15 protein-coding genes and 1 pseudogene are annotated in these 25,381 nt (G+C 56.9%); 7 read left to right on the top strand and 9 right to left on the bottom strand.

The genetic code is table 11. The features are described from left to right. Positions 1-8: 8 nt before the first annotated feature. Entirely contained in the window at positions 9-869 is an 861-nt protein-coding gene (locus tag J2Y56_RS13915) for a universal stress protein (RefSeq protein WP_007944530.1), read from the top strand. A 113-nt stretch (positions 870-982) separates the two neighbouring features. On the opposite strand, the gene J2Y56_RS13920 is transcribed toward J2Y56_RS13915, so the two are convergent. Further along, complete coding sequence (locus J2Y56_RS13920; RefSeq protein WP_007944528.1) at positions 983-1,453, bottom strand: DUF1289 domain-containing protein; 471 nt, start codon at positions 1,451-1,453, stop codon at positions 983-985. Positions 1,454-1,859: 406 nt separating this feature from the next. Here J2Y56_RS13920 and acnB point away from each other — a divergent pair, with 406 nt between their 5' ends. Continuing rightward, a complete protein-coding gene (gene acnB / locus J2Y56_RS13925; RefSeq protein WP_310350758.1) occupies positions 1,860-4,460 on the top strand; it encodes a bifunctional aconitate hydratase 2/2-methylisocitrate dehydratase in 2,601 nt (866 codons plus the stop codon). Positions 4,461-4,573: 113 nt separating this feature from the next. Here the strand turns inward: acnB and J2Y56_RS13930 are convergent, their stop codons facing one another. After that, entirely contained in the window at positions 4,574-6,226 is a 1,653-nt protein-coding gene (locus J2Y56_RS13930) for a SulP family inorganic anion transporter (RefSeq protein WP_310350731.1), read from the bottom strand. A gap of 94 nt (positions 6,227-6,320) precedes the next feature. After that, positions 6,321-7,601, bottom strand: a complete 1,281-nt coding sequence (locus J2Y56_RS13935; RefSeq protein ID WP_310350733.1) for a serine/threonine transporter — start codon at positions 7,599-7,601, stop codon at positions 6,321-6,323. Positions 7,602-8,505: 904 nt separating this feature from the next. Between J2Y56_RS13935 and J2Y56_RS13940 the strand changes: the two genes are divergently transcribed. The 5 genes from J2Y56_RS13940 (at position 8,506) to J2Y56_RS13960 (ending at position 12,629) form a co-directional block, all read left to right on the top strand. Then, on the top strand, positions 8,506-8,889 hold the full coding sequence (locus tag J2Y56_RS13940; RefSeq protein WP_310350736.1) for a tautomerase family protein: 384 nt from the start codon (positions 8,506-8,508) through the stop codon (positions 8,887-8,889). A 29-nt stretch (positions 8,890-8,918) separates the two neighbouring features. Further along, positions 8,919-9,518: a TetR/AcrR family transcriptional regulator gene (locus J2Y56_RS13945; RefSeq protein ID WP_310350739.1), complete on the top strand. Its 600-nt coding sequence runs from the start codon at positions 8,919-8,921 to the stop codon at positions 9,516-9,518. A 103-nt stretch (positions 9,519-9,621) separates the two neighbouring features. Further along, positions 9,622-10,587, top strand: a complete 966-nt coding sequence (locus tag J2Y56_RS13950) for a 2-hydroxyacid dehydrogenase (protein ID WP_310338063.1) — start codon at positions 9,622-9,624, stop codon at positions 10,585-10,587. A gap of 144 nt (positions 10,588-10,731) precedes the next feature. Then, a complete protein-coding gene (locus J2Y56_RS13955; protein WP_310338061.1) occupies positions 10,732-11,799 on the top strand; it encodes a phosphotransferase family protein in 1,068 nt (355 codons plus the stop codon). Between the two features lie 62 nt (positions 11,800-11,861). Beyond that, positions 11,862-12,629, top strand: coding sequence for an SDR family oxidoreductase (locus J2Y56_RS13960; RefSeq protein ID WP_007948679.1), 768 nt, complete (start codon positions 11,862-11,864; stop codon positions 12,627-12,629). A gap of 678 nt (positions 12,630-13,307) precedes the next feature. On the opposite strand, the gene J2Y56_RS13965 is transcribed toward J2Y56_RS13960, so the two are convergent. The 6 genes and pseudogenes from J2Y56_RS13965 to J2Y56_RS13990 form a co-directional block, all read right to left on the bottom strand. Further along, positions 13,308-13,559, bottom strand: coding sequence for a DUF1652 domain-containing protein (locus J2Y56_RS13965; protein WP_007948688.1), 252 nt, complete (start codon positions 13,557-13,559; stop codon positions 13,308-13,310). Between the two features lie 196 nt (positions 13,560-13,755). Beyond that, positions 13,756-15,231: a helix-turn-helix transcriptional regulator gene (locus tag J2Y56_RS13970; protein WP_007948687.1), complete on the bottom strand. Its 1,476-nt coding sequence runs from the start codon at positions 15,229-15,231 to the stop codon at positions 13,756-13,758. A 194-nt stretch (positions 15,232-15,425) separates the two neighbouring features. Continuing rightward, positions 15,426-15,940 (bottom strand): annotated as a pseudogene (locus J2Y56_RS13975) (RNA polymerase subunit sigma-24); the annotation flags it as partial. A 55-nt stretch (positions 15,941-15,995) separates the two neighbouring features. Then, positions 15,996-21,845 (bottom strand): DUF3320 domain-containing protein, encoded by a 5,850-nt coding sequence (locus tag J2Y56_RS13980; RefSeq protein WP_310350743.1) that lies wholly within the window; start codon positions 21,843-21,845, stop codon positions 15,996-15,998. Positions 21,846-22,262: 417 nt separating this feature from the next. Beyond that, a complete protein-coding gene (locus tag J2Y56_RS13985) occupies positions 22,263-23,546 on the bottom strand; it encodes a Zn-dependent hydrolase (RefSeq protein WP_310350745.1) in 1,284 nt (427 codons plus the stop codon). A gap of 136 nt (positions 23,547-23,682) precedes the next feature. Continuing rightward, positions 23,683-25,167: an NCS1 family nucleobase:cation symporter-1 gene (locus tag J2Y56_RS13990; RefSeq protein ID WP_310350747.1), complete on the bottom strand. Its 1,485-nt coding sequence runs from the start codon at positions 25,165-25,167 to the stop codon at positions 23,683-23,685. Positions 25,168-25,381 lie beyond the last annotated feature (214 nt).

The following is a 25,381-nucleotide window of genomic DNA, read 5'->3' on the forward strand; positions in this document are numbered from 1 at the left end:
TCCCGATCATGCAAGCCATTCGCAGCATTCTGGTGGTCATAGAACCGGAACATTCGGAGAGCCTGGCGCTCAAACGGGCCAAATTGATTGCCGGTGTGACCCAGGCCCACCTGCACCTGCTGGTTGGTGATCCCAAGCATGATCACAACGGCATGTTGGGAGTGCTCAAGGCTGCGCTTGTAGCCGACGGCTACAGCGTCACGACCGAGCAAGCCTGGAATCAGAGCCTGCACCAAACCATCATCGACGTGCAGCAAGCCGAGGGCTGCGGGCTGGTGGTCAAGCAGCATTACCAGGACAACCCGCTGAAAAAGGCCTTGCTGACCCCGGATGACTGGAAACTGCTGCGTGAATGCCCGACACCGGTGTTGCTGGTAAAAACGTCCGGCTCCTGGAGAGACAAAGTCATCCTGGCCGCCATCGACGTGGGCAATAGCGATGGCGAACACCGCCACCTGCACAACACCATCATTGATTACGGCTATGACATCGCCAGCCTGGCCAAGGCGCATTTACACGTCATCAGTGCGCATCCGTCGCCGATGCTGTCATCGGCCGACCCGACCTTCCAGCTCAAGGAAACCATCGAGGCGCGCTATCGCGAGCAGTGCCGGGCGTTCCAGGCGGAATTCGACATCGACGATGACCATTTGCATATCGAGGAAGGCCCGGCGGATGTGTTGATTCCATTCATGGTGCACAAACTGCAAGCGGCAGTGACCGTGATCGGCACCGTGGCGCGGTCCGGTTTGTCGGGGGCTTTGATCGGTAATACGGCGGAAGTGGTGCTGGACAAGGTGGAAAGCGATGTACTGGTGCTCAAGCCGCAGGAGATTGAGGATCACCTTGAGGAATTGGCTCAGCATTGAAATCTATGGCGTCTGGTCGGACGCCATCGCGAGCAGGCTCGCTCCCACAGGGGATTTTTTTGAACACTGGAGATCAAGTGTGGGAGCGAGCCTGCTCGCGAAGCTTTTAAGATTTAACCGCCAAAGGCGTCTTTTAAGAAGCCCGGTGCAATGTAACGCTGGTAATGCGCTTCAGACAGCAAGAAAAATTCTCGATCAATGGCATCACGCAATTCCGGCAGGTTCCAGTCGCGAAACTCCGGCATCAGCACCATCCCGTAGGCCTCCAGGTTATTGATCACCCGCGCCCCACGGGCAATCAGCTGATACGCCCAGCAATACTCCGACTGATGCGGCACAAAACGAATTTTGCGTTGCTCCAGTTGCAAACGCAGACGCTGAGGGTCGAAAACCTCCAGCTTGCTGGCCATCACCTGGGACAGCAATAGCTCAAGACGCAGCCATACCGCGCGCTTTTCCTCCTCGTTGTAACCATTCCAGCTGATCACTTCGTGGTGGAAACGCTTGCAGCCACGGCACACCAAGTCACCGTAAACAGTGGAGCAAAGGCCGACGCAGGGGGTCTTGATGGTCTGATTGGGCATAGGTAGGCAAAACACGGAAAAGCAGAACAGGCGCGCATGTTAGCCCTTTGTCTAACATTCATCACCCCTCAAAGTTAAAGGCCTAACTTACCTTTAATTTCTTTTTGCCGTAGAATCAGCCAGCCTTTTAAGGCGCCAATGTCCGTTAGAAGCTGTTTTCAAAGCGTCACGAGCACAGTCGTTCCTTCAGAGCGGTGTTGGCGAAGGGTTTTTCCAGCGGGGAAAAGCTCAGCGCCAACCCTCATCAGCTCCCGTTCTGCAGGCGTAAAACTTTGAAAGCAGCTTCTGTAAGGAATTGTCGGTAATTCTGGCTAAATGGCTCACAACGCCATGCAGCGCATGAGTACGGCAATTCGGGATGAGCGTCCCGGACACCCATTTGGGACCACTGATGAGGGTAATAACTGTGCTTGAAGCCTACCGCAAACATATCGAAGAGCGTGCAGCACTGGGTATCGTTCCCCAGCCGCTTAACGCCGAACAAACTGCAGGCCTGATCGAGCTGCTGAAGAATCCCCCGGCTGGCGAAGAAGCTTTCCTCGTTGACCTGATCACCAATCGCGTTCCACCTGGAGTGGACGAAGCAGCCTATGTAAAGGCCGGCTTCCTGTCCGCCCTCGCCAAAGGCGAAGCCAATTCCCCTCTGATCGACAAGAAGCGCGCAGTTGAACTGCTTGGCACCATGCAGGGCGGCTACAACATCGTCACGCTGGTCAACCTGCTTGACGACGCCGAACTGGCCCCGGTCGCTGCCGAAGAACTCAAGCACACCCTGCTGATGTTCGACGCTTTCCACGACGTCGCTGAACGCGCCAAGAACGGTAACGTTCACGCCAAAGGCGTGCTGCAATCCTGGGCTGACGGCGAGTGGTTCAAAAACCGCCCTGTACTGGCCGACAAGATCAGCCTGCGCGTGTTCAAGGTCACCGGCGAAACCAACACCGACGACCTGTCCCCTGCCCCGGACGCCTGGTCCCGCCCGGACATCCCGCTGCACGCCCTGGCCATGCTGAAAATGGCTCGCGACGGCATCGTGCCTGACGTCCAGGGCGTCACCGGTCCGATGAAGCAGATCGAAGAAATGCGCGGCCAAGGCTTCCCGATCGCTTACGTCGGTGACGTGGTCGGTACCGGTTCTTCGCGTAAATCCGCCACCAACTCGGTGCTGTGGTTCTTCGGCGATGACGTGCCTTACGTGCCGAACAAGCGCGCTGGCGGTTTCTGCTTCGGCAACAAGATTGCTCCGATCTTCTACAACACCATGGAAGATGCCGGCGCACTGCCAATCGAATTCGACGTCACCAACATGAACATGGGCGACGTGATCGACCTGTACCCGCACGCTGGCAAAGTCTGCAAGCACGGTACCGACGAAGTCATCACCACCTTCGAAATGAAGACCCCTGTGCTGTTGGACGAAGTCCGTGCCGGCGGTCGTATCCCGCTGATCATTGGCCGTGGCCTGACCGACAAGGCTCGCGCCGAACTGGGTCTGCCAGCGTTCGACCTGTTCAAGAAACCGGATGCCCCGATCGAAAGCACCAAGGGTTTCACCCTGGCGCAGAAAATGGTCGGCAAGGCGTGCGGCGTAGCCGGTGTGCGTCCAGGCACCTACTGCGAACCGAAGATGACCACCGTCGGTTCCCAGGACACCACCGGTCCGATGACCCGTGACGAACTGAAAGACCTGGCGTGCCTGGGCTTCTCCGCTGATCTGGTGATGCAGTCCTTCTGCCACACCGCGGCTTACCCCAAGCCGATCGACGTGACCACCCACCACACCCTGCCAGACTTCATCATGACCCGCGGCGGCGTTTCCCTGCGTCCGGGCGACGGCATCATCCACAGCTGGCTGAACCGCATGCTGCTGCCGGACACCGTCGGTACCGGTGGTGACTCGCACACCCGTTTCCCGATGGGCATTTCGTTCCCGGCCGGTTCCGGTCTGGTTGCGTTTGCTGCAGCCACCGGCGTTATGCCGCTGGACATGCCGGAATCGATCCTGGTGCGCTTCAAAGGCAAAATGCAACCGGGCGTCACCCTGCGTGACCTGGTTCACGCCATTCCTTACTTCGCGATTCAGGCTGGCCTGTTGACCGTTGAAAAGAAAGGCAAGAAGAACGCCTTCTCCGGCCGCATCCTGGAAATCGAAGGCCTGGACAACCTGAGCATCGAACAGGCTTTCGAGCTGTCCGACGCCTCGGCTGAACGTTCGGCTGCCGGTTGCACCATCAAGCTGTCGAAAGAATCGATCACCGAGTACCTGAGCTCCAACATCACCCTGCTGCGCTGGATGATCGGCGAAGGCTACGGCGATGCGCGCACTCTGGAACGTCGTGCTCAAGCGATGGAAGCCTGGATCGCCAACCCTGAGTTGATGGTTGCCGATGCTGACGCCGAATACGCTGAAATCATCGAAATCGACCTGGCCGACATCAAAGAGCCTGTGCTCTGCGCGCCAAACGATCCGGACGACGCCCGTCTGCTGTCCAGCGTTGCTGGCGAGAAAATCGACGAAGTGTTCATCGGTTCGTGCATGACCAACATCGGTCACTTCCGCGCTGCCGGCAAGTTGCTGGATCAGGTCAAAGGTCAGCTGCCAACCCGTCTGTGGCTGTCGCCGCCGACCAAGATGGACGCTCACCAGCTGACCGAAGAAGGCTACTACGGCATCTACGGCAAAGCCGGCGCACGCATGGAAATGCCGGGCTGCTCGCTGTGCATGGGTAACCAGGCACGTGTAGAGCCGAACTCCACCGTGGTGTCGACGTCGACCCGTAACTTCCCGAACCGTCTGGGTGACGGCGCGAACGTCTACCTGGCCTCGGCCGAGCTGGCGTCTGTTGCTTCCATCCTGGGTCGCCTGCCGACCGTCGAGGAGTACATGGAATACGCGGGCAAGATCGACAGCATGGCGGCCGATGTCTACCGCTACCTGTCCTTCGACCAGATCGCCGAGTTCCGTGAAGCTGCAGCGAACGCCAACATTCCGGTCGTTCAAGCCTAACGTTACAACGCCATAGAAAACGCCGCCCATCGTGAGATGTGCGGCGTTTTTTTATGCCTGCTGAATAGGCATGCACAACACAATCCATGTGGGAGCGGGCTTGCTCCCACAGGTCACTCGTATGCCTTCAAGATCTGCTGTACCGCGCCATCCACGCTCAAGTCGCTGAGGATCACCTGTGTACCCGCCACCTCGGGCAACACCGCCAACGCGCTTTGCGCCGAATCCTTGAGCCGCGCCAGTACCAACTGCGTTCCTCCCCCCCGCACCCGCACAAAAAACTCCTGCAATGCCTCAATGCTGGTGCCATCCAGATCGGGCGATTCTTCCAGGCTGAGAATCACCGAGTGAATCGGCGTTGGCGAATGGCGGATCAAGCGCAACGTACTGCCCAGAATCCGCTCGACGTTGGCAAAGAACAACGCCTCCCCCGGCCGAACAATCAACACCCCAGGCACTGTCTGCGCCGTCGGATGGCGTTGCAGGTCGACAAAGTCATGACCACCATCAATGCGCCCCAGGACCTGAATATCCGCTGCTGACATTTGTTTGAGCATCAGCACCACACTGATCGCCACCGCCACCAGCAGGCCGTCCAGCACCCCCAGCACCAGCACTGCCGCCACCGCGCAGATCACCAGCAACCGGTCGCGCCGCCAGATGAAATACCGTCCCAGCGGTTGCAGGCTCAAGCCTCGCGCCAGGGCATGGATAACGATGGCGGCGAGAATCGGCTCCGGCGTCAGGGCGATATATGGCAATACCGTCAAAACGATGAGCAACACCACCAACGCCGCCACACCACCGGCCAAGCGTGAGGTGGCCCCCGCCGCTTCATTGGCCGACGTTGCCGAGAACCCTGCCCCTGCCGGCATGCCATGAAACAATCCGGATAACAGGTTGGACGCACCCAGCGCCAGCAGATCGCGGCTCGACGAAGTCCGGTCGCCGTGCTTGAGCGCGTAGGAACTGATCGAGCCGTACGACTCCGCGTACAGGATCATCACCATGGCGAAGGCCAATTCGCCCAGCCGTAACCAGTCAGTAAAGGGCAACACCGGCAACCGCGGCACTTCCAGGTTCAAATCGATCACGCCAATCAACTTCACCCCATACGCCGGCAGGTTTAGCCACTGACTGGCAACGATGCCGATCACGACCACCAGCAAGCCGCCCGGCAAGCGTCGATACTTTGAAAAAAGCACTAACAAGGCCAATGCCACGGCGGAGACACTCGCCGCCACCCCGTTCCATTGCGGCAGTTGTTCCAGCAGTTGCGGCAGAAACCGCACCAGATTGCCGTCGCTCAGATGCACGCCGACCACACTGGCGACTTGCTTGAGGATGATGGTCAGTGCCAGGCCAAAGGCAAAACCGCGCAGCACCGGCTTGGCGATGAATGAGGTCACGCTCCCCAGTTTGAACAGCCCCGCCAGCAAGAAGAACGCACCGGTCACCAACACCAGGCCGAAGGCCAGGGTCGAACGCAACTGGGGGTCGCCGTTGGCCAGCGTCGCGGTAGCGGCGGCCAGCACCGCTGCGGACGAAGAGGTAGCCGACACAATGGCAAAACGACTGGTACCGAACAGCCCATAACACAGCAAACCGGCAAACAAGGCGATCACCCCGGCCTGCGGCGCCACGGCGGCAATACTTGAATAGGCGACTGCTTCGGGCAACAACAGACCGGCAATCGACAACCCGGCCAGCAAGTCCCGCCAGGGATTGGGTCGCTCGGTGAGGTTGGGGGGTGAGGCGCTCGGCAATCCGTTGACTCCAGGCGAAAAAAAACCGCTGCACGTATCACGTGCAGCGGCCACTGTAGCTGTCAATTCGGCGCTGCGCGAGCAGGCCGAACGATCACGCGGTCAGCGAGTAGATCAACGCGGTAATAGCCACCAGGCCCACCGCTGTCACGAAGACATTGGACGCCTGCCCGCGATAACGCGCCATCGCCGGCACCTTGCGGATCGCGTACATCGGCATCAGGAACAGAATCGCCGCGATGATCGGGCCACCGAGGGTTTCGATCATCCCCAGAATGCTCGGGTTCAGCGTGGCGACGATCCAGCACACCACCAGCATGAACGCAGCCGTCATACGATCCAGGACCTTCGGCGCCGGGCGTTTGCCGCTTTTGACGATCAGGCCTTTAAGGCCTTCGCTGGCACCGATGTAATGGCCCAGGAATGACTTGGAGATGGCCACGAAAGCAATCAACGGTGCCGCGAAAGCGATGGTCGGGTTGCTGAAGTGGTTGGCCAGGTACGACAGGATCGACAGGTTCTGTGCCTTGGCTTCGGCCAGTTGTGCCGGCGACAGGGTCAGCACGCAACTGAAGACGAAGAACAGAACCATCACCACCATCAACAGGTGAGCGCGGGACAGGATCTGCGAGCTGCGCTCTTCGGCGTGGTCGCCGTAACGACGCTTCTGGTCGACCGCAAACGCCGAAATGATCGGCGAGTGGTTGAACGAAAACACCATCACCGGAATCGCCAGCCACAACGTGTTCAGCAGCGCCGACGGTTCAGGAAGCGTGCTGGCGGTGGTCAGAATGCCGCCGTTCCAGTGCGGAATCAGGAACACCGCCAAAAACAGCAACGCCACGATGAACGGATACACCATCAGGCTCATGGCCTTGACGATCACCTGCTCGCCGCAACGCACCACCGCCAGCAGGCCAAGGATCAGCACCAGCGACAGCACCGCACGCGGTGGCGGTGTGATGTGCAATTGATGCTCCAGGAAACTGCCCACGGTGTTGGTCAGCGCCACGCTGTAGATCAGCAGGATCGGGAAGATCGCAAAGAAGTACAGCAAGGTGATCAGCGCACCGGCCTTGATGCCAAAGTGTTCTTCCACCACTTCAGTGATGTCGGCGCCTTCGCGTCCAGACAGCACGAAGCGGGTCAGACCACGGTGTGCGTAAAAAGTCATGGGAAACGCCAGCACTGCCAGGACCAGTAACGGCCAGAAACCGCCGAGCCCTGCGTTGATCGGCAAAAACAGCGTGCCGGCCCCGATGGCGGTGCCAAACAGGCCCAGCATCCAGGTGGTGTCATGACGATTCCAGTTCGAAAGAGTCGCTGGTGCCGCCGCTACATAGCGCTTGTCGACGCTATTGGCCTGATCATTCATCCGGTGGGATCTCCACATTCCGGTCAGTTGCTACCCGGTCAGGACGAGTCGGAAAAACCCGACAGGCAGCGCCCTGGCCGAAACAGGGGCGCGATTGTCCGGGATTAATGAATAAAAGCAAATACTTAGCTGAGGAGTGGTGGTGCGGATCAGAGGTTTTCAGGACGGCGATTGACGCTTTCCTGATCGAACAGGGTGCATCACAGACTGATGCGCCGTTGTCACTGAAACCCAGATCATCGCCAAAGTGCCGATTAAAATGCTCGGCTTATGCTCCCGAAACACACCAATCTGCTCCAGGCTCGAGGACATCGTGAGTGATCCAAGGGCACAGGCTGCGACCAGGCCCGTCATTGACGTGGCGATGATCACCCCATGAGTCAGGTCTGCTTTTTGTTTGTAGTACCAGCACAGTCCCAGATAGATGGCGATGCAAAGAATGCTGCTGATAATCGAGCAGTTGAATTGATCCGGCGCCGTAGGGCCCTATCCTTGATATGAGGCCGATTTTGTAGCTCGAAAACCAAAAATTGCGCCTAGAACAGCACCCACCAGGGTACTTCCAAGACCAGGGAAAATCATATTCGCGAACGAGGCACTGCCCACTGTCGTCGAAATTATTGTGACGTCCATGACTCGACTGATAGGCAAGCGTGTTTCCTTACGACAAATTTTCTTGGCTGGCATGTGTTCGCCTCCTCCTGGATGGGCCGCTCTGGGCGCCTGCGTACGAAAAACATGCCGTGGATTATGTGTGAGGCACGTACGGCGGGCAAACACCAATAGGTAACTGAAAGCATCCGAAACCGTGGGTGTGTGATCATCGCCGCACAGCGGCTTTCGCTTGATAAAGGACCTCCGTCATGTATTTTCAATTGACCGGCCTTCTATCTGGAGACATCCCATGCCACTGGTTCGTGTCGACATCAAAAAGAATCAGGATCCCACCTTCGCCAAACGCGTCGGCCAGCTCATCTACGCCGCCATGCACAGCGCCATCGCCGTGCCGGAAAACGATAATTTCCAGATACTGATGGAGCACGATGAACACCATTTCATCTTCGACCCCCAATACCTGGGCATCAAACGCACCGACAATCTGGTGATCATCCAGATCACGTTGAGCGAAGGCCGTTCGGACGAGAAGAAAAAACTGCTCTACAAAACCATCGCCGAAAGTCTGAATCGTGAACTGGCGGTGCGTCTGGAGGATGTTTTCATTAATCTGGTGGAAGTGAAAAAAGAGAACTGGTCGTTCGGCAACGGGATTGCCCAGTACGCGCTTTGATCCCCACCTTTGATACCTGTGAGCCACTGATGCCCCGAGTTTCCCGCAAGCAAGCTGACCTCAACCGCGAAATCATCGTCGAGGCTGCCACGCGCCTGTTTCGCGAGCGGGGCTTGCACGGCATCAGTGTCGTCGACGTCATGGCGGCAGCAGGTCTCACCCATGGCGGCTTCTACGGGCATTTCGAGTCCAGGGAAGCGTTGGCGCAGGAGGCCAGCGGCCGGGCGTTCGACCAATCGGCAGAAAGCTGGCAGGAGCGGATCGCCGCCCATGTCGACGACAATGACGCCGCCCGCCGTGCGCTGATCGAGCCTTACCTGTCGCAAGCCAGCCGCGATAACCCGGGTGAAAGTTGCCCGGTGGTCGCCTTCGCCGGGGACATGTGCCACGAAGCGACAGACAGTGGATTGCGCCAGACCTTCATGGAAGGGCTCAACCGGCTGCTGAAATCCTACGGCTCGCTGCTCAATTCAGGCGATGTCGATGCGGATCGGCAACAGGCGCTGGTGGAGTATTCGCTGATGGTCGGTGCCCTGACCCTCGCCCGCGCCAGCCACGGCGATGCGCTGTCGGATGAGATTCTTGACGCGGCATGCACGTTCCTGACCTCGAAGGGTTCATCCAACTGATCAGCCCCGTGTAAGACCTTTGGCCATTGCCAAACTGATCGGGAATCAGCAATCTGAAGCGACGTTCGAGCCCCCGACATTCCTATGCTCACAGGAGCGCAGCATGCCTGCAACCGTTCTGGTACTGGTTGAAACCATCAATGATTATTTGCCGATTCTGGAACATCAGGGTTTTCACCTGATTCTTGCCCCAACCCCTGCCGAGCGCGCGGCGGCCATTGCCCGCAATGGCGTTCAGATCGATGCGGTGCTGACCCGTGGCCCATTGGGTCTGAACGCCGATGAAATCGCCGCCCTGCCCAACCTCAAGATCATCTGCGTCATCGGTGCCGGTTACGAACACGTTGACCTGCAAGCCGCCGCCGACCGTGGTATCACGGTCACCAACGGTGCCGGGGTGAATGCGTCGTCGGTCGCCGACCATGCCATGGCGATGCTGCTCGCGCTGGTGCGTGACATTCCCCGCTGCGATGCGGCGGTGCGTCGGGGTGAGTGGCCGAAGATCATGCGCCCTTCCCTCGCCGGCAAGCGCCTGGGCATTCTCGGCCTCGGTGCCGTCGGCATGGCCATCGCCAAACGCGCCGCCAATGGCTTCGACATGACGGTGAATTACCACAACCGTCAGCATCGCAGCGATGCGCCCTACACCTTTTGCTCCACGCCTACCGAATTGGCCCGTGCCTCGGATTTTCTGATCATCGCGACCCCGGGCGGTATTGGCACCAGGCACTTGATCAACAAACATGTGCTAGACGCCTTGGGGCGCGACGGGTTCCTGATCAACATCGCCCGCGCCAGCGTGATCGTCACCGCCGACCTGGTCAGCGCGCTTGAACAACGACGCATTGCCGGCGCCGCGCTGGACGTGTTCGATGCCGAGCCGCAGGTGCCGCAGGCACTCAAATCGTTGAGCAACGTGATCCTGACGCCGCATGTGGCGGGATTGTCCCCTGAGGCGACTCAAGGCACCGTCGAGTTGGTGGGACGCAATCTGGCGGCGTTTTTCTCCGGCAACCCGGTTTTGACGCCCATTGCCTTGCCGTCCGCGCAGAGCAGCGCCGCAGTTTGAGGTTTATTCAAACAGGTGTATCAAAAACAATGATTGGCCGGCAACACGCTCACCTATAAGGGGCGTTGAAGGTTGTGGGTGCCGGAAGCGCGGATTAGATTAGTCAATAGTCGCAGGACTCCAAAATAAGCAGAAGGGATAAGCATGGCGCTTACTGACCAGTCCACCCGTATCCGCTCCGGCGAAGAGCTCGACGCCAGCCTGATCGATCCATACCTCAAGGCGCACATTGCAGGCCTGAGCGGTTTACCGCAGATCAGCCAGTTCCCGGGCGGCGCGTCGAATCTGACGTACCTGCTCGAATACCCCGAGCAGGAATTCGTCCTGCGTCGGCCGCCGTTTGGTCACAAGGCCAAATCCGCCCACGACATGGGCCGCGAATTTCGCATTCTCAACCAGCTCAAGGACGGCTTTCCGTACTGCCCCAAAGCCTACGTGCACTGCACCGACGAATCGGTGATCGGCGCCGAGTTCTATGTGATGGAGCGGGTCAACGGGATCATCCTGCGTTCCGAACTGCCGCCGGAACTGGGCCTGGATTCGGCGAAAACCGAAGCGCTGTGCAAAAGCTTCATCGACAAGTTCGTTGAACTGCACCGTGTCGACTACAACGCTTACGGCCTGGGCGACCTCGGTAAACCCGAAGGTTATGTCGCTCGGCAAATCAAAGGCTGGAGCGATCGCTACGAGAAAGCCCTGACCCCGGACGCGCCACAGTGGCAAGCGGTCAAAGCCTGGCTCAACGACAAGATGCCGGCCGACCACCCGACTTCCAGCATCGTCCACAACGACTATCGTTTCGACAACGTGATCCTCGATCCGCAAAACCCGATGCAAATCATCGGCGTATTGGACTGGGAACTGACCACCCTCGGCGACCCGCTGATGGATCTGGGCAACACCCTCGCCTACTGGATCGAAGCCGGCGACCCGCCACCGGTGCAACTGATGCGCCGCCAGCCAAGCCACGCGCCGGGCATGCTGACCCGCCGTGAATTCGTCGACTACTACGCCGAGCGCGCGGGCATCCGGATCGACAATTTCGACTTCTACTACACCTATGGCCTGTTCCGTCTGGCTGGCATCGTGCAGCAGATCTACTACCGCTTCTTCCATGGTCAGACGCAGGACAAACGCTTCGCGCAGTTCATTCACATGAACAAGATGCTGGAGCAAATGAGCCTGCAAGTCATTTCGAAATCCAGCCTCTGATCCGTCTGGCGCGCTTCTCGCAAAGCAGGCCCCAATAACAAGACTTTTTAGAAGAGAATCCCATGTCCAAGACTCAGTTGTTCGACCTCGACGGTAAAATCGCTTTCGTCTCCGGCGCCAGTCGCGGCATCGGTGAAGCCATCGCCAAATTGCTGGCCCAGCAAGGCGCCCACGTCATCGTCTCAAGCCGCAAGCTCGACGGCTGCCAGCATGTCGCCGACGCGATCATCGCCGCTGGCGGCAAGGCCACTGCCGTCGCTTGCCACATCGGTGAAATGGAACAGATCAGCCAGGTCTTCGCCGGCATCAAGGAACAGTTTGGCCGCCTCGACATTCTGGTCAACAACGCGGCGACCAACCCCCAGTTCTGCAACGTGCTGGACACCGACCTTAGCGCCTTCCAGAAAACCGTCGACGTCAACATCCGCGGCTACTTCTTCATGTCGGTGGAAGCCGGCAAGATCATGCGCGAAAACGGTGGTGGCAGCATCATCAACGTCGCCTCGATCAACGGCGTCTCGCCAGGCATTTTCCAGGGCATCTACTCGGTGACCAAGGCCGCCGTGATCAACATGACCAAAGTGTTCGCCAAGGAATGCGCGCAGTTCGGCATCCGTTGCAACGCCCTGCTGCCGGGGCTGACCGACACCAAATTTGCTTCGGCACTGGTGAAGAACGACGCGATCCTGAAGACTGCGCTGCAGCAAATTCCACTCAAGCGCGTGGCTGATCCGAGTGAAATGGCGGGCGCCGTGTTGTATCTGGCGAGTGATGCGTCGAGCTACACCACTGGGGTTTCGTTGAATGTGGACGGCGGATTCCTGTCCTGAATCAAATCGCCAGATAAGCAAAAGGCAGCCTTTGGGCTAATGCCGATCAGTTAAGCCATTACGCGATCCGTAGCAGCTGGCGAAGCCTGCGTTCGGCTGCGCAGCAGTCGTAAAACCTGAGTCTGCGGTGTTCCTGAAACACCGCATCGTCTGATTGCACGACTGCTTCGCAGCCGAACGCAGGCTTCGCCAGCTGCTACAAAGTGCGGTTTGGCTTAACTGACTGGCATTAGCCTTTGGACTGCCTTTTTTGTTGTGCACAGGATCGTTCTCAACGCTTCACGCGCCCAAGGTTATTGAGTTACGCATCGAGTAGTCGTGGTGACCCGTGTCACTTCACCGGCTCCACTTGCGTTACCTGTAACATTGGTGTCGTCTACGGTTTCGCAGGTTTTTTCTACGGGTGGTAGAGGGGGTGGCGGAGGTGGTGGACTGGAGCAACCAGTGAGGATCGCAACGCAAAAGGCGAGCGACAGCGGCGAAAAAGCACGTTTTCCAAGACTGTTCATAAGCTGACCCGCGGTAAGTAATGGATGCTTTCCGCGACACGACGACAACACCGCGAAGCCGCGGACCGGTCACAGAAAAATTTACCTTCCCGTTTCTTATAGACCAGTCACCGGCCAATGCCAGCAAATAAGGTGTTCAGGCTGATTTGACCGCGAAAAACGACAGCCTCTACTCGTCCCCGCCCGGGCGATGCAACCTGTTGCTCTGCAGTTCGTAACGCAGCTCTTCGATCAACGACGCCACCGCTTGCGGCGAGTTGAGGCTCGTCACCTTCAATCCACTGACCACCAGGTCGACCTCACCTGACGCCGGGTGATACAGCTTCACCGTCACCGAATTATCGCCCGACACACTGCATTCACAGGCACGGGGAGAAAAGTGCTGTTCAAGCAACGCACGCAATTGCGCCAAGTGAATCATGGCGATTCACCCATCGGCTGACGGGCAACCTCGTCAATGGAGAGGGTGTTGAGTGGGCGATGCATGTGGCGGTTCCTTGGGCTCTTTCGTCGTGGACACAAAGCGGTCAAAGACTCGTTTCGCATCCTGACAGCCTATTCGCCGGTGCCTGGTACCAACACCTCCATTTGCACTGACTGCACTAGTGCATTTGCACCTATTGCCGGGAGAACAATCCTCGCTCACGCGCCCAGACAATCGCCTCGCTGCGACTGTGAACGCCCAGTTTTGAGTACACCATCGAGACGTGATTACGCACCGTGTTGGGCGCCAGTTTCAGACGCACGGCGATTTCTTTGTCGGCCAAACCTTCGCAGATCAGGCCGAGCACATCACGCTCGCGGGCAGTCAGCTCGGTGAAGGACGCGCCGGGCAACGTCGGCGCGTTAACGCTTTTCACATTGGCCAGTTTTTCGATCAGCGTGCGGCTGAACCAAGAGGCGTCTTTCATGACTTCCTCGATCGCCGCGACCAGCTCAAGCTCGGTGCGCTTGCGTTCGGTGATGTTCATCAGCACCAGCAGGTAGCAGGTACTGCCTTGAATGTTCACGGTGTCGGCCGACACCGTGCAATCGATCACTTCCCCGGTTTTTTTACGGACTCTGATATCGACACGGTCCAGGCTTGCGGCCTTCTCGAGTGCCGAAAACAAGCGCGTGCCTGCGCCCGAGTCGGCGAAGAAATCAATCTGCACCACGGTTTTGCCGAGCACTTCTTCACTGGGATACGCGAGTGTGACGAGGAAGGCTTCGTTGGCATCGAGCACCCTTTGATCCTCGGCACTGCACACCAGCGTCGGCACCGGTGTCAGGCGAAAGGCCTTGGCAAAGCGCTCCTCGCTCTGGCGCAGCGCGATTTCGGCTTTGTGCCGAGGCTCCATGTCGACGAACGAAAACAGCATGCAGTCTTCTTCGTTCAACTCCAACGGTTGCCCCGCGACGATCACCTGTTTGCTGCCCCCGTCAGGCAATCGCAATTCAGCCTGCATCTGTGGAATCGTGGCGTGCTCGCGCAAACGCTCAATCGCCAGGCCTTTGTTTTCTGCGCCTTGCAGCACGTCCAGTTCGTACGTCGACACCCCAATCACCTGATCACGGGTATAACCAGTCATTTCCAGAAAACCGCTGTTGACCTTGATATAACGCAAATCGCTGAGGCGACAAATCACGGCCGGAGCCGGGTTAGCGTTGAACGTCTTTTCGAATCGCTGCTCGGCGCTGGCCCACTCGGTGACGTCGTCCATGATCAGCACCAGTGACTCGGGTTCACCGGCGCTGTCCGCCAGCACCATGCTACGCACCCTGTGCACCCAGGTGCGTTCTTCATCGTCGGCAGGCGTCACTTCAACCAGCACATCGTCGAACGTTTCGCCCTGGGCGACGCGGCTGATCGGGTATTTAGCCTTTGGCACCGGGTGATGATTGCGATAGCGCAAGGCGAAGCGCTTGGCGTACTCCCTGGCATTGGCGCCCAGTTCGCGCAGCTGCCCGACACCGTGCATGGCCAGTGCCGCGTCATTGGCCCAAATAATCGTCTGGTCGAGCTCCAGCAGAATCACGCCGTCGGACAAACCCGCAATGATCTGCTGCAACTGGCGACGATTGGTGTCGGTGCTCAGGACGTCCTGGCTCATGGGTACTCCGTCAGTAAAACGGGGCTTTTAGAACCCCGTGAAGAGTACGACCGCGCAGGGATTAGATCGTGCGAAGGACCTGTGAGCGAGCCTGCTCGCGATAGCGGATGATCAGGCGACATCAATGTTTATGACCCACCGCCATCGCGAGCAAGCTCGCTCCCACGGGTTTTTGGGAGTTCGCCAGAGTCGGGTTACTGCATATCCAACGAATCCCGCAGCGTGGCCAACTTGTCCGGGTTACGCATGATAAAAATCCGCCTCACACGCCCTGCTTCATCAAATCCAAAGGTCAACGACGCCGTAATGATCCCGCCAGCGAGAAACGACTGACCAATGAAATCGAGTACGCGGGCAATCCCCGACAATGTTTCACGGATAACCGATGCCTTGCCGCAACGGTCGGCGCAGAGCTCGACGTCTTCGCTCAACATCGCAGTCAACAGGTGGTCGAGCCGCTGGCGATGGCGCTGTGGAAAGCGCTCAACAGCTAATCCTGACGTGCAGGCGCCGGTTGGTAGCGGGCTCGCCCGACGCCGAGGCTGGATTTGGCGCGGGACACCAGTATTCGACACTCCGCTTCCTGGACGCCTACCGCGTCCGCGACTTGCGCGTAATCCATGTCGAAAATTTCGCAGAGCAGATAGGCCGCGTTTGAGGGGCTCAACAGGATGACGATTGAGGATCTGGTTTGTGATGTGCGCTGATGTTTTCAGCGCACGTCAGTTGCTGACGGCCGCGGATTGCCTACTGGCAATCGCTGCCTAGAAACCTATTCCTGACTTCATTGCCAACTCTATTCGCTCACGTGCCCCACTCGTCAAACGCTTTACACCGAATGCCTTGGCGATTTCGAGCGGTCTATCACCTGCCGAGATCAATGACGCGACGACTAGCAATTCTTCAACTGCTATCTCTTCTACTGACCGAACATCATCCAATGCTCCTGCAATCCGATAACTATTCCAGCTAGCAACGTCGCTTTCAGAATGCCAGACGAATAGACCGTCGACAGGGTCGCTTCTCAGGTGATGATTTTTCTCCGTAAGATCCAGTACCCGTTCACGAATCAGACGTCCAGAGCGCTGAAATCCATGAGCTCTGGCAATTCGCTGTACCAACAACGAATCAAGAATCGGAGCTTCCTGCACCAACACATGAGCAATCAAATCTGAGAGAACAGCGTCGTACTCTTCAGAGTAAAAGGCGTCGGCCTTAATCCGATCACTCACATTCGTGAAGTCTGTGGCGCGATATTCTCCCTTCATTGCAGGCTTGGATTGAGCAACAAACGCGCCTGCGATCTTGAGTTCTGCCGTCTCATCAACGAGCCGATCCTGCATAGAAGGACTGACCAATGCATCTGCCTGATCAACGGTAGTTACTGCCGACGGAGTCTGCACCAGTACCAGATGGGGAACAGGTAGATCTTGAGGCTTCGTTACCGCAGGTACTGCGCGCGACTCACTCAACAAAGTTTCGAGTGACGCATGCAAACGATCAAGCGCACCAGACTTATCAATCCACCATTCGGTGGACCATAGGCGAACCAGTTTCCATCCCAGCCCTTTAAGGATTGCGCTACGAACCTTGTCACGATCTCTCGCTGTCGCTGCACTGTGATAAGTCGCGCCATCGCATTCGACACCAACGAGATAGTCTCCCGGTCTATCCGGATGGACGATCCCCAAGTCAATTCGGAAACGAGATACACCAATTTGAGGCACTACCTGCCAGCCCTTTCGCCTCAGGCCTTGAGCAACAGCCTCTTCAAATGGCGAATCATAGCCACCTACAGATCCCTGCACCGCCTCAGCAAGCGCCCTTGGGCCACGTTGAGCAAATTCGATAAAGTGCTTCAGATCGCGTACCGCCCGGGCATTGGTACGGTTCAAATCGACCATTGACGAATCGAACGAAGAAAAGACCAACATTTCCCTACGCGCACGAGTAATCGCGACATTCAAGCGGCGCCACCCACCTTCTTTGTTCAAGGGGCCGAAGTTCATCGACATGACCTGAGCACCTGGTTCGGTCGGCCCGTACCCAATACCCAACATGATCAAATCTCGCTCATCGCCTTGCACAGTCTCCAGATTTTTTACAACTACAGGTTCGGCGATATCATCCTGAAAAAACGACTCAATCTGCGGAAACTGCTGCCGCGCCCTGTCCAACAGATCGGTAATAAGTCTCTGCTGATCACTGTTAAGCGTGATGATCCCGATGGTATGACCAGCAGCGACAAAGGCTGGGTCCAACAAACGCTTCACGGTTTCGGTAACGATAGCCTCGGCTTCTGCCTGATTGTGTCGACCTTTACCTTTCGCATAAACGCCATCGACACGCCGCCACTCCACAGCGCTTGCGCGGGTTTCAGCCGCAGGGAAAGTAATCAAGTTACTGTCGTAGTAACGGTGGTTTGAAAATGCAATCAAACTTTCATGTCGACTACGGTAGTGCCAGCTGAGGCTATGGCTAGGAATACCCGCACCGAGGCACTCATCCAGAATGCTCTCCATATCCTCCGACGTATCATCCTCTGAGGCAGACGCAGCTCGATTGAAAAAGTTCGTAGGGGGCATTTGTCGTGGATCACCCGCAATTACAACCTGCTTGCCTCTTGCAATCGAACCAATGGCATCCCAAGGCGCAATTTGCGAAGCCTCATCGAAAATAACCAAATCGAAAAGAGCCAGGTCCGTCGGTAGATATTGTGCAATCGAAAGCGGACTCATCAGCATACATGGAGCAAGTTTGGACATGGCATCACCCATCTCGACGGCCAGTTGTCGCACTGGTTTGTGGCGTCGGGATTTCTGCAATTCATGCTTCAAAATGCCAAAGCCGCCCTGCTTGCCTATCTCATTTTTCGATGGAATCAAACCACAGAGCTTCGCTCGTATGTACCGCACTGTGAGTTTGGACAAATCCTCATCAAGACGAACAAACGCCTCAATATCGCTTGTGTGCTCCGCAGGTACGAAATTTCGCAGCAACGGCTCTGCATCAATCATCACCGTCGCAAACCAGCGAGCGTAGGCAGTTTCGAAAACACTGACAGTGCCACCTTCGGGTATTGCGTTCGACGCCAACGCATCACTTAAGGGTTGAAGCCCCGAAGCCACCGCCTCCTCTCTTACTCGACACCAATCACACCAGGCTTTTAGCTTTGATTCCTGGCGGATTATTGCATTGGAAGCCTCCAGCAAAGATTCAATTGTTAGTTTTGCCTCAAATGGCCGGTTGCCCAAGTCGTTGAATCGTTTGGCGGTTTCATTGAAGTTAGCGAGTGCATCTTTCAATTGATGCAATGCCGAAGCAATGAAACCTCCGCCGCCCAGTAATTCATTGGCTTTTACGACAAGCTTTTCAGTAGCTCCGCGCAAAGAAATCAAATCTTCGGGAGATTCGGCGCTCGAGCTGATCATCGCCCTCAGACGTTCGCCCAACTCGCAGGCTGCAGCCATGGTTGGCGCATCACTGGACACACCGTTCCATCCAGGAACGGAGCTCACATCTGCAGATAGGCCGTCCAGAGCTGTAAGCAAGTTACGCAGTTCGTTGAGTTTGAACAGGTCCGACTCAACGTTGGGGAGTCCGACGGCGCCCCCTGTGCTTGCCAGATTTCTAGCTACCTTCTTTTTACCCAAAGTAGCCAGGAACCAGAATTTAGCCTTCGCCGTATCCCAATCATTTTTCACCTGTTCAAGGTTAATAGTGCGGCATGCGTCTAGGGCATATCGCAGGGACAGCGATTGTTCGATCTCTCGATATTCTGAGAGTAGCTGAACAGCTTTTTTGGCAGCACCTATCTTTGCACTCGAATTCAGCGTAAAGACGAATGAAAAATCAATGCCGTGAGCATCAATTAGAACAGCGACAAACTGCGCCAGTTGTTCGTAATCCTCGCTACTTGCGACCGCAAGTGGAAGGTCGGTTGCTTTCAGTAAACTGGTGCTAGCAACTTTAAGTCGCTCGATAGCGCCCGGGAGATCCCTCGCTGCAGCAACAATCCCTTCCTGCCATCCGTTTGACCAATTCGTAGGGGCCAACAGTGAAAAACCAGCAGAAAGCTCACGTGCAGCTTGGCTATTCAGATCAAGGCGTCTAGCTACATCCTGGAGCTGAGCGTAAGTGTGCGCGTCGTGAGTTGTGCCTTCTGGCCATCCGATACGCGGTATTGACGCATTTCCATCTCTCACAACCCGGCCAATGGCCTGATGCACAGATAATCCATTAGGTGAGCGGCGATGCAACAGCTCAACAACTTCATTCAGTCGATTTCTCAGCCTATGCAGCTTCGCAGACTCAGCTGTCCACTCTTCAGCAGTCAGCGCATCACGAACGTCCCACGCTCGCTCGAGTTGCTTGAGCACATCTACTTTCGACGTCTTGCTTGAGTGAAGTTCAAGACAGAATTCGCCTAACCCCTTTTCTTCAAGTCGACGATAAACCACGTCTAGCGCCGCCATTTTCTCTGCGACGAACAAGACCCTACGACCTAAGGCAAGGTTGTGCGCAATCATGTTTGCAATGGTTTGGGATTTACCGGTACCAGGAGGCCCGTCGAGTACAAAGTCACAACCACTGGCCGAAGCAACGACGGCCGCCAGTTGAGAAGAATCCGCCGGTAAAGGAGTAAAAAGATCGGCCGGGTTGATTTTCTTGTCTAGTTCGTTCGGTTGAGGAAAGTCACCCGCAGTCGAATAACCGTCACCACCAATGCTCCTTTCCAACAGGTGCTTGACCATAGGGCTTTTCAAAAGCTGTTCTGAACGAGCCGCTAGGTCCTGCCACATCAAGTATTTCGCAAAGGAAAAAGTCCCCAGCACGAGTTCCGTGGTGACTTCAAATCCCGGCACATCCCTGATCGCACGTCGGACGGTATTCCAGATGCCCGCTACATCGATACCGCTTTCATCGCTCGGAAGCTCCCCTTCCAATCCCGGAATTGCTAAATCGAAATCGTGTCGCAACAACTCAAGCAATGTCAGGTTAAAGCGAGGCTCATCCTCAAGCAAAGTCATGGTCACGCCCGACAACGCGCTTTTACGATCAAGCTTCACTGGCAGCAAAATCAAGGGAGCTGAATAGGTTTTCGGATCGTCTGCCGACTTTTTCCATTTAAGAAAGCCGAGAGCAAGGAACAGCGTATTTGCGCCACCTTCATCAAGATCGCTCCGGGCTTTGCGATAGAGATCGATCAACGCGACTTCAAGCTTGCTCTTTTCGAGGGAGGCCAGTACTTCGCCTCGAGACAGAGCCGTCCTGGCATACTCATCGCGCAAACTTTCACGGTTCTGTTGCTCATACAGAGCACCATCTCGCCCTCCCGCTTCGAGATCTGGCACAGGGACAATACGAATACGCTTGCCGCTGGCGAGCTGATCCTCCAATTCCGCCGGATCAGGACAAATCAGTCGGACACCCTTTGCGCTATCCGGCAAGTGAAGGAGCCGGTTGCGCGTGGTGAGGTCCAGAAGTTTGCGTTGCCAAAGCGTTAACTTCCCAGCAGGGGAATCTGCATCGGTAGATATCTCAATGTCGAAGTCGGGCAAAGAAGGTGCTGCTTCCAAAGACTCGAATTCTTCTTTTGGCCCCTCAGCGGGACCGGACTTAGGCAGATGTACCGAGGTTGCCAAAGGTCGGATGCGCTGCATACGCGCCCGATGTATATCAATGGCCATGATGAAGTCTTCATCATTGATTTGTCGCTCTGCATTGCTTATCGCATGGCTGAAGCCCGGCACAGGAAATTGGGTTGCGAGCGTAGTTTCAAATACGAGCAGCTCTTTCAAGTCGATACGCTTGCGTACCGCGGAAGCTTCGTCGGTAATCAGCTGAGAGAACTCTTGTGGTTGAAGCCAAACACCTACAAACGCGTGCCCTGTGGTCATAATCAACAGAGCATTTAGCCCGGCCTGCTCCAGAGCTGCCGCAAAAAGCAGTGCGGTATCCAGGCATGTTGCAACACCTCCCTCCAGAATAAGGCCTGGCGTTCGAACCTTTTGCCCATGGGTTTCAAAGCTTGCAGGGGGTAACGCATAACTCAGCCTTAGCCCGCAAACAGCCGACCATATCGCGGAGGACAGTTCCCATGTCCTGGTTCTGGATTTGCTTTCGTATCCGTCAACGCCATCTGCTTTTCCTGCGCGGCGCAAAACGTCCGATGCAGACTTCAGAATTCGATCGACCGCAGGGTCATTGGGCATGACGAACGCGGGTAGCAGCTCTGGCATGGAGTGAACTCCACCCCATTCATTCTTTGCCAGAAGCTCAATCGGAAAAGATTGGGTGTAGAGAATTTCATCCTTGCAGCGAAGACGCAAAACGACGGTTGCAGTAAGACTTTCTGCAAGGTCGGCAAGATAGCCGGCATTAAGCGCCAAATTGCGCTCAGAAATATGAAGCGTCGAACCTTTGCTCAGACGGTCCAGTCGCCACGTTTTACCTTCGAGAAAGGGCGGATCCGCCACAAGCTCCAGTTCAAGACCGTTGAAATCTGCCTCACCGTCATTGTGTACCGTCAGCTCTCGCAGAACTGGCACAGCATTTTGGTGGGAAGCGAAGCCGATTTTGCTGGCTATCACACCCTCGATCCTGATGGTCATAAACCATTACTCCACGGTGAACTTGACGACATAACTATGAGTACATGCACAAATGGCGGGCATACTCGCCGACATACAGGCTTTTTGAAACTGCTTTTTTGGAATAAATGCGTGGTTTCGAATATTGCTACGCACAAAGCGGGACGTTCATGACAAGAATCAACATCGCGAACGTATTCGCGAAAAGTGTTCGATCAAATAATTGTAAAAAACTTTCGTGCTATCGCGATTTATTATCTCAACTTGAGCGTTCATCTGTACGACTAATTCCCATCAGAACGGAGTGTTGCAACGCTCCGACAAACCTCCTCGCCACAGATACAATGCCTAATCGTAATTTGTTCTCCCGCATAAAAAAAACGGCCCACAGGCCGTTTCTTTAACTGAAGCACTTACACACTCAATAGTGTTAATCCACTACCTAACCAATTGCCCACTGGCAATCGCCGCCGACGCCGCCAGCATCGCCCGCAGCAACACCGCGCACCCCGCCGCCAGATCGTCCGGCGCGGCGTTTTCGATTTCGTTGTGGCTGATACCGCCCTCGCACGGTACGAAAATCATCCCGGCCGGGCCGAGTTCGGCGAGGAAAATTGCGTCGTGCCCTGCTCCGCTGACGATGTCCATGTGCGACAACCCCAAACCTTGGGCCGCGTTACGCACCGCTTGGACACAGCCCTGGTCGAAGTACAGCGGCGGGAAATCTGCCGTCGGGGTGAGTTCGAAGGTCAGGCCGTGTTCATCGCAGGTGGTTTCGATCACTTGTCGAACTTCGGCGATCATCGAGTCCAGGCGTGCCGGCTCCAGATGCCGGAAGTCGAGGGTCATGCGCACTTCGCCGGGGATGACGTTGCGGGAGCCGGGATAGGCTTGCAGGCAGCCGACGGTGCCGCAGGCGTGGGGTTGATGGCCCAGCGCGGCGCGGTTGACTGCACCGACGATCACCGCTGCGCCGACCAGCGCGTCCTTGCGCAGGTGCATGGGGGTCGGGCCGGCGTGGGCTTCGACGCCGCGCAGCTTGAGGTCGAACCATTTCTGGCCGAGCGCGCCCATTACCACGCCGATGGTTTTGTGTTCGTCTTCAAGGATCGGGCCTTGCTCGATGTGTGCTTCAAAATAAGCGCCCACCGCATGCCCACTGACCTGACGCGGACCGGCGTAGCCGATGGCGTTCAGCGCCTGGCCCACGGTGATGCCTTCTGCATCGACTTTGGCGAGGGTTTCTTCGAGGGTGAATTTTTCGGCGAAGACGCCGGAACCCATCATGCACGGGGCGAAGCGCGAGCCTTCTTCGTTGGTCCAGACCACGACTTCGAGTGGCGCTTCGGTTTCGATTTTCAGGTCGTTGAGGGTGCGCAGTACTTCGACACCGGCCAGTACGCCAAAGCAGCCATCGAACTTGCCACCAGTGGGCTGGGTGTCGATGTGGCTGCCGGTCATGACCGGTGGCAGGTTCGGGTTACGGCCCGGACGGCGGGCGAAGATGTTGCCGACGGCGTCGACGCTGACGGTGCAGCCGGCGTCTTTACACCAGTTGACGAAGATGTCGCGGGCCTGACGATCGAGGTCCGTCAGGGCCAGGCGACAGACGCCGCCCTTGACCGTGGCGCCGAGTCTGGCCAGTTCCATGAGGGATTGCCACAGGCGGTCGCGGTTGATGTGCTGATGGGTGGATTGCAGAACGTCTACGGCAGCGTTCATGGTGATCTCCTCAGGCTTTCTACTGATAGTTCCCACGCTATGCGTGGGAATTCATCCATGGACGCTCCGCGTCCGCATTTGGGACGCAGAGCGTCCCGAGCTGCATTCCCACGCAGAGCGTGGGAACGAACATCTTTCACACCGCCGATTTCGCGACAGACGGGCTAGGTCGCAACGAGCACAACCCGTAATAAATCACCCCACCCAACGCCGAGCCGGTAAACCAGCCATAGCTGTAAAACCAGCTGAACGCATCGCTGCCCAGTGACAGCAGGGTCAACACCACCGGCACTCCAAACGCGATAAATCCGAACCAGTTCCAGGCCGGATAAACGTCATCGCGATAGAGCCCGGCCAAGTCCAGTTGCTGTTTCTTGATCAGGAAATAGTCCACCACCATGATCCCGGCGATTGGCCCGAGCAGGCTGGAATAGCCCAGCAGCCAGTTCGAGTAGACCGTTTCCAGGCTCAGGTCAGAGACGATCAGCCCGAGTTTTTTCAGCAACTCATGCCCCATCAGTAACAGCCCCACCACCCCGGTGAGCAACACCGCTTTGGTGCGGTTGATCAACTTGGGCGCGACATTCTGGAAATCGTTTGTCGGCGAAACGATGTTGGCGGCGGTGTTGGTCGACAGCGTGGCGATGATGATCAGCGCCATGGCCAGCGCGACCCAGACCGGGCTCTGGATATGCCCGATCAGCGTTACTGGATCGGAGACGGTCACGCCCACCAGTTTCACCGAGGCGGCAGTCATCACCACGCCCAGCGACGCAAACAGAAACATGGTCAACGGCAGGCCGATAATCTGCCCGACGATCTGGTCTTTCTGGCTTCTGGCGTAGCGGCTGAAGTCGGGAATATTCAACGACAAGGTGGCCCAGAAACCGACCATCGCGGTCAGCCCTGCGGCAAAATAACCCGCCACGCTCGCCCCTTCGGGACGCTTGGCGGGGATCGCCAGCAACTCGGTCATCGACACATTCGGCAGCGCCCAGAACAGCAAGCCCACTCCGACCAATATCAACAGCGGCGCGGACAGGGTTTCCAGCCATTTGATCGACTCGGCGCCGCGAATCACCACCCACAGGTTCAGCGCCCAGAACACCATGAAACCGATGACTTCGCCGGTGCCGCCCAACGACTTCCAGCCCTCGAACACCGAACCGAGAAACAAGTGAATGGCCAATCCGCCGAACATCGTCTGAATCCCGAACCAGCCACACGCCACCAGGGCGCGGATCAGACAAGGAATGTTGGAGCCGAGAATGCCGAAGCTCGAACGCAGCAACACCGGAAACGGAATGCCGTACTTGGTGCCGGGGAAGGCGTTCAGCGTCAGGGGAATCAGCACGATGATGTTGGCAAACAGGATCGCCAACAGCGCCTCACCCACCGTCAACCCGAAGTACGCGGTCAGTACGCCGCCCAGGGTGTAGGTCGGCACGCAGATAGCCATGCCGATCCACAGCGCAGTGATGTGCCATTTGTTCCAGGTGCGTTCATGCAGCTTGGTGGGTGCCATATCGTGGTTGTAACGGGGACTGTCGAGGACGTCGCTGCCGGCTTCGAGCTCAAACAAGCCTTCGCGCTCGGTCACTTGCGATCTGATCTGTTGCATGGCCGCTCCACTGTTCTTTGAATTATTTTTTGCTCATCAGGTGCCGGGCCATCAATAAACGTGCCGGGCAACCCGATTGAGCATCGGGCAGTTCCACAAAACGTTACAACCAACTGTTTTTATTCATATATCCAGCGAATCTTCGGTGACCTGTCCGTTCACTCAGGCCGAGTGCCAGGCAAGTTGTCCGAACCGTCAGGACTCAATCTGGTGC

Source organism: Pseudomonas sp. BE134 (genome assembly GCF_031456105.1).
In the GTDB taxonomy this organism is placed as follows: domain Bacteria; phylum Pseudomonadota; class Gammaproteobacteria; order Pseudomonadales; family Pseudomonadaceae; genus Aquipseudomonas.